Origin of the sequence: uncultured Anaerococcus sp. (genome assembly GCF_963510575.1) — a bacterium.
Lineage (GTDB): Bacteria > Bacillota > Clostridia > Tissierellales > Peptoniphilaceae > Anaerococcus.
In genome coordinates this window covers 1-7,234 of record NZ_CAUPFR010000084.1, presented here as the reverse complement: position 1 = coordinate 7,234, position 7,234 = coordinate 1, and the positions used below count along the sequence as shown (strand labels likewise).

The following is a 7,234-nucleotide window of genomic DNA, read 5'->3' as shown; positions in this document are numbered from 1 at the left end:
TGCTTACTGAAATTAAATCAATGCCTATCATAGCATATCCAACCTTGTTTCAACTTTTTCTATTAGCAATTTTAGTTTACCTTTATCTTAATTTAGGACTTTTGACCTAAAGAATATTTGCATTTTAATTTAATTTATAATTCGAAAAAGGGAAGTGTCCCAGCACTTCCTATTCTCCAATCTTTTCTTTTAATAATTTGTTAATTTCTTGAGGATTTCCCTTACCCTTTGTCTTTTTCATAGCTTGACCAACTAAGAAACCAAAGGCCCTATCCTTACCATTTTTAATGTCTTCAATAGATTGAGGATTTTCACTAAGGACCTCTTCAACTATATCTTCAAGGAATGATGAATCTGATATCTGTAGTAAATTTCGTTCTTCTGCAAGTTTTTCAGGATCATCATTAGTAGAATAAATGTCTCTAAGAAGTTTTTTCGCAACATTATTATTAATCTTGTTTTCTTTAGCAAGATTAATTAGTTTAGCGAAATTTTCCACTGATAATTTCATTTCATCAGCAGTTTCTTCGGCTTCGTTTAATCTTCTTGATAACTCTGTAAGTATCCAATTTGCTGTTATATTAGGGTCTTTTACAAGTTTATTTGTTTGTTCAAATAGGTTAGCAAGATTTCTATCGTGACTTAAAAGATTCGCATCATATTCTGATAGTTTGTAGTCTTTCATATATCTCGCTTGTTTCTTGCTTGGTAATTCTGGGAGATTTTCCTTAACATGGTTAATAAACTCATCAGAAAGATATATATCTGGTATATCACCATCAGCAGAAAACCTGTAGTCATTTCCTACTTCTTTATTTCTCATATGGATGGTTTTTAGCTCGATATCATCCCATCTTCTGGTTTCTTTTACCCCAGTTTCACCATTTTCTAAAAGTTTTGTTTGCCTTTCAACTTCATAACTTAAGGCATTTTCTATAGCTCTTATGGAGTTGATATTTTTAATCTCTGCTATTTCTGTTCTTAGACCAGATTCTTCATCTTTTATATTTACATTTACATCCACACGCATAGAGCCTTCTGCCATTATACAGTCAGAAACACCTAAAAACTTAAGTGTATTTGCAAGATTTTCAACGAATTCTCTGGCTTCTTCAGGAGAAGATATGTCAGGATCAGTAACTATTTCTATTAGGGGCACACCTGCCCTATTGTAGTCCATAAGTACAGTATCATTTTCATTATGATTTGACTTACCTGTATCTTCCTCCATGTGGATTTCTCTTATATTTATGTGTTTGCCACTGGCTAGTTCTAAGTAACCTTCATAGGCGTATGGCTTATCATATTGAGTAAGCTGATAACCCTTTACAAGATCAGGATAGAAATATTTTTTTCTATCAACTTTTTGTTCATTTCTTATATTACAATTAAAAGCAAGTCCGGCCATTACTGCATATTCCACTGCTCTTTTATTCATCTGTGGAAGGGTACCTGGATGACCTAAGCAAATTGGACAGACATTAGTATTTGGTACTGCTCCAAATTCATTTTTACAGGAGCAAAACATTTTTGTATCTGTAGATAACTCAACGTGAATTTCTAGACCTATTATTGTTTTATTTTTCATTTATTCTCCTCATAAATTCTTCTCCTGCATTTAAAAGCTTACTATCTTCATTTGCATTTGCAATAAATTGGACTGATCCCGATATTCCTTTTCTAACAGGAAGGGATAAGCCACACATACCTGCAAGATTTACAATTACGTTAAATCCATCAGACTTAAAATCACTTAATGGATCTTTGTAATCATCGTCTAAAGCAGGTGGTAGGTTAATAACAGTTGGTGTTATAATTAAGTCGTTAGCCTTAAAAACATCTTCTAATTCCTGCTTAATTAAAGTTCTAAGTTTAAGACCTTGTCTATATACTCTTTGATTATCATCAGCTGATAAGTACATAGTACCTAAAGCAATTCTTCTTTGTACCTCTTCTCCAAGGCCTTCTGATCTTGAATTTATAAACAATTCATCAACTGATGTATAATTTTCACTTTGATAACCAAACCTAATTCCATCAAATCTTGACATATTAGAAGATACTTCACTAGACATTACAACGTTATATACTGGATTTGCATACTTCGAATATTTAAGAGTAATTGGACATAGGTCTGCGCCAAGTTTTTCAAGTTTACCTAGGGCAATCTTGTAGTCTTCTTCTACTGTAGGATCAATGTTCATATGCATTTCATCATCAGCAGAAATATAGGCAATTTTTTTGCCCTTGAAATCATAAGATTCCTCTTCAAACTTATAGTCATCAAGCCTTACTGTCATATCATTTGCATCTGGACCTTCTATTGCTTGGGCAAGTGTCCTTATATCTTCAACATTTTTTCCGAAAACTGAAACTTGGTCTAAGGTATTTGCCATAGATACTACACCATTTCGACTAACCATAGAATAAGTTGGTTTGTAGCCAAGGATATTGCAGTAACTTGCTGGACATCTTACAGACCCACCTGTGTCTGTTCCCAAGGCCACAAGTACATCATCTTTAGCTACAGCAGCTGCTGAACCCGATGAAGATCCACCAGTTACCCTAGTTTCATCTATTGGATTCTTTACTGGACCGAAAAAGGAAGTCTTTCCTCTTCCACCCATTGCAAATTCATCCATATTTGTCTTTGCAATAATTATAGCATCTTCATTTAAGAGATTTTCTACAACTTTTGCATCAAACATAGGTCTAAAATCTTTAAGCATTTTTGAAGCACAAGTCATATTCATATTTTTATAAGAAATGTTATCCTTAACAGCTACAGCAATACCAAAAAGCGAACCTAATTTTTCTCCCTTAGCTAACTTTTGATCTAGTTGCTTAGCCCTATTTAAAGAATCCTCTTCATCAAAAGTAATATAGGCGTTTGTTTGATCTTTTTTAATTTGTTCTAGTATATTTTTTGTATTTTCTTCTACACTAATTTCTTGATTTTTATATTTTTCTATAATAGCTTTTATATTCATTATTGCTCCTATAGTTTCCAATCTAATCTAAAGTAACCATATTCAGTATCTTTAGCATTTTCTAAAGCCTTCGACCTAGCAAGGGACTGTTTAGGTGTATCTTCTCTAAATACAGCTTTGTGAGTCTTTATATATTCTGTCATCTCAACATCATTTGTATCAACTTCAAATATCTCTTCAATAAAATCTAGTACCCTATTAAATTTTTGAGCAATCAATTCTTTATCTTGATTTTCCAAACTTAAATGGCTTAGGTTGTAGATTCTTTCAACTTCTTTTACATCCATCCTATTCTCCTTTTAGTTCAGATAGAAAATCATATAATTTTCTATCCTCATATATTTCAATATTTAATTCTATGGCCTTATCTTTTTTAGACCCCGATTTTTCACCAGCAAGAACTATATCTGTATTCTTTGATACAGACCCTCTTACATTCGCACCATTATCTTCAAGCATTTTCTTAATATCATCCCTATTGTAACCATCTATGCTACCAGTGATAACAAAGTTTAGACCATCAAGTTTTTTTGAATCGTTGGTATCTTCACTTGGATTTATTAAATTAATGCCCTTTGATAAAAGCATATCTATAGAGTCTACTATATTTTTATCGTGAAAAAATTCTACTATATTCTCTCCAGTAATTTCGCCTATATCATCAATTTCAATCAATTCATCAACCGTTGCATTTCTAAGTTTATCAAAAGATTTAAATTTATTTGCTAAGTCTCTTGCTGTTCTTTCACCAACATTAGGAATTCCTATCGCAAATATAAAGGCATTAAGGTCTCTATTTTTGCTATTTTCTATAGCATCTAGTAGATTTTGTGCTTTTTTAGGTCCAAATCTTTCAAGTTTTATTAATTCATCATAGGTTAGGTCATAAATATCATAAATTTCTTTTATACCTAATTCTTCTATTAATTGCCTGATTGTTTTTTCTGATAGACCCTCAATATCCATTGCATTTCTAGATGCATAGTGTTCCATCCTTGCTAAAAGCTGAGGAGTACAGGAAATTGAGTTAGGGCATACTATATGAACTTTTTCTTGAATTAGTTCACTATGACAATATGGGCAATGACTAGGTTTTTCTATTTTTGTTGTACCAGGTTGGTTTTCATCAACTACACCTAAAATTTCAGGGATAACGTCATTTGACCTTCTTATAAAGACATCTGATCCTATTCTCACTTTTTTTCTTTCTATGTCGTCATAATTATTTAAGGTCGCTCTTGATACAGTTACTCCTGAAAAATCAACAGGTTCAAGTATGGCAGAAGGAGTTACTTTTCCAGTTCTACCTACATTCCAAACTACATCAAGGAGTTTTGTGGTAAATTCTTCTGGTTCAAATTTATAGGCTATAGACCATCTTGGAAATTTCTCAGTAAATCCAAGGGCTTCTTGGGTTTTTTTGTCATTTATTTTTATAACAACACCATCAGTCAAAACATCCAGGGTTTTTCTTTCCTTTTCAATTCTTTCAAGCTCTTTGATTATTTCATCTAAGCTTTTTACTTTTTTATGATAGGGATGAACATTTAATTTCATCTCTTTTAAGAACCCTAACATATCATCTTCACTCTTGAAGTTTAGACTATTTGTAGGCACTGCATAAAAATATGCTGTTAGTTTTCTTTTAGCAGTTTCTTTTGTATCCAAGTTTCTTATAGCACCTGCAGCGGCGTTTCTAGCATTTTTAAGTTGGATTTCATTTTCTTTATTATATCTATTTAATTCTGATAGAGGCATTAGCGCCTCGCCTTGAATTTCAAGCAGAGATTTTTCTTTTATTGTGAGAGGAATCGACCTAATTGTTTCTGCCTGAGCCTTTACCTCTTCGCCAACAATTCCATTTCCCCTGGTGGCAGCAGTTTTTAAAAAACCATTCTCATAAGTTAGGTTAATAGTAAGACCGTCAAACTTATATTCCATAATAAATTCTAAGTCGGGAAGTTTTTCACCACTTGAAATTTCATAAGCTTCTTTAAGTTTCTTACACCTATCAATCCACTCTTTTATTTCATCATAAGATTGAGCCTTGTCTTGACTTAATAGCCTTGTAATATGGTAATGTTTTTCAAATTTATCAAGAATTTGTCCCCCAACCCTATTTGTAGGTGAATCATCAGGAACATAATTTAATTCCCTTTGTAATTTTATTAATTGATTGTAAATCCTATCATACTCACCATCCGAAACGAGAGGTTGATCAAGGGTGTAATAGTGATAATCTAGTTCATTTATTTTTTCTATTATTTTTTTAAGTTCATCTAATTTATCCATTTTTATACCTTTTTAATTGGAGCATAGTCTTGATTAAGTTTTTTTAGCCCCTTCTTATCGAAGGCTATGACAAGCTCATTACCATCAGAACTTTCTTTAACCTGAACAACCATCCCTATCCCCCACTTACTGTGTTCAATAGTGTCACCTACTTGATAAGTAGATTCATCTTTTTTAAAGCTTTTTTTATTGATATCAAGAACTGACTGTCTGGCTTTCTCTCTCATATAATCCTCGTTCATAGATCTTTCATATGATTTTGAATTATAATCAATATATTCTTTATTAGTTTCTTTTTTTATTAAATCTTTTATTTCATCTATAAATCGAGATGGTTTATAATAAGTCACTTTTCCATAATTTCTTCTTACTTGGGAGCTAGTCATAAATAATTTTTCCTCAGCTCGGGTTATACCTACATAAAAAAGCCTTCTCTCCTCTTCAAGATTTCCTTCATCAAGACTCCTCTTGCTTGGAAATAAACCTTCATCAAGTCCAACTATAAATACAACTGGGTATTCAAGTCCCTTTGCCTGATGCATTGTCATAAGCGATACAGAATCTAAGTTATCTTCTGTTTTATCTATGTCAGATAAAAGCGATAAATTTTCTAAATAATCCCTTAGAGTATCATCTGGATTAGCTTCTTGATAGTCAGCAGCAGATGAAATAAATTCATTAATATTATCAATCCTTGCCCTATCTTCAACAAGAAGAGATTTTTCTAAAGCTCTTAAATATCCTGTCTTATCCAGAACTTCATTAATCAAGTCTACAATTTTATACTCATCTACATTTGCAAAAATTTCTTCAAGCGGTCTATAAAACTTATCGGCAAGATTCCTTAACCTATCTGTAAGTAAGATTGAAAAATTAGGATCCGTAATTAAATCAAGCATAGATATGCCATGAGAAATTGCGATATTTTCAATTTGCTCAATAGATTTATCACCAATCCCACGTTTAGGTTCATTAATAATTCTTTTTAAACTTACGTCATCTTTGCTATTGACCAAAATATTTAGGTAAGCAATTAAATCTTTGATTTCTTTCCTATCGTAAAACTTAAGCCCACCTATAACCTTATAGGCTATTAAATTCTTCAAAAGAGATTCTTCAAAAGGTCTTGATTGGGCATTGGTCCTGTAAAGAATAACCATGTCACTCTCTTTATACCCCTCAGCTAAAAGATTTTTTATCGTATCAATAACGAATTTACTTTCCTCACTTTCAACTGAAGTCTCTTTGTAAATAACATCTGCACCTTCGCTCTTATCGGTCCACAGATTTTTTTCTTTTCTTTCAAGATTATTTGCTATTAACTTATTTGCTGTATCTAATATTTTAGATGTTGACCTATAATTCTGTTCAAGTTTGATAATTTTTGTGTTAGGAAAATCCTTTTCAAAATTTAAAATATTTCTAATGTCAGCTCCCCTAAAAGAATAAATTGACTGATCAGCATCTCCTACAGCAACAACATTTTGGTTTTTGCCGGCAATAAACTTTATAAGCTCATACTGGGAATTATTTGTATCTTGAAACTCATCGACAAATATGTAGTCAAATTTATTTTGATAATATGATAAAACTTCCTTATCTTTAGCAAAAAGTTCCAAAACTTTCTCTATTAAATCGTCAAAATCTAAGGCATTATATTCAAATTTCTTTTTTTCATATTTTTTAAAAATTTCTGCAATCTCATCAGCATTTTGCATGTAAAAATTCATTTTCAAAAAATCTTCAGGACTCAGAGACCTATTTTTAGCATTAGAAATAATGCTCTGAGCAAGCCTAGGGTTTATCTCGTCCTTATAGCCTAAATCTTTTATAATATCCCTAATTAAAGTTCTCTGATCTTGGGTATCGTATATAGTAAAGTTATTAGAATAGCCGATTCTGTCTATATTCATCCTCAAAATTCTAGCACAAATTGAGTGGAAGGTTCCTAT

5 protein-coding genes are annotated in these 7,234 nt (G+C 31.8%); all 5 read right to left on the bottom strand.

The window, feature by feature from the left end; all coding sequences use genetic code 11:
• Positions 1-169 precede the first annotated feature (169 nt).
• Complete coding sequence (gene gatB, locus RQ907_RS06670) at positions 170-1,588, bottom strand: Asp-tRNA(Asn)/Glu-tRNA(Gln) amidotransferase subunit GatB (protein ID WP_311492600.1); 1,419 nt, start codon at positions 1,586-1,588, stop codon at positions 170-172.
• Positions 1,578-2,990, bottom strand: coding sequence for an Asp-tRNA(Asn)/Glu-tRNA(Gln) amidotransferase subunit GatA (gene gatA / locus RQ907_RS06665; protein ID WP_311492599.1), 1,413 nt, complete (start codon positions 2,988-2,990; stop codon positions 1,578-1,580). Before gatA ends, gatB begins: the two co-directional genes overlap by 11 nt.
• A gap of 8 nt (positions 2,991-2,998) precedes the next feature.
• Positions 2,999-3,277: an Asp-tRNA(Asn)/Glu-tRNA(Gln) amidotransferase subunit GatC gene (gene gatC, locus RQ907_RS06660; protein ID WP_311492598.1), complete on the bottom strand. Its 279-nt coding sequence runs from the start codon at positions 3,275-3,277 to the stop codon at positions 2,999-3,001.
• A gap of 1 nt (position 3,278) precedes the next feature.
• Entirely contained in the window at positions 3,279-5,282 is a 2,004-nt protein-coding gene (gene ligA, locus RQ907_RS06655) for an NAD-dependent DNA ligase LigA (RefSeq protein WP_311492597.1), read from the bottom strand.
• Positions 5,283-5,284: 2 nt separating this feature from the next.
• Positions 5,285-7,234: 3'-5' exonuclease (locus RQ907_RS06650; protein WP_311492596.1), on the bottom strand; the 1,950-nt coding region annotated here is incomplete at its 5' end.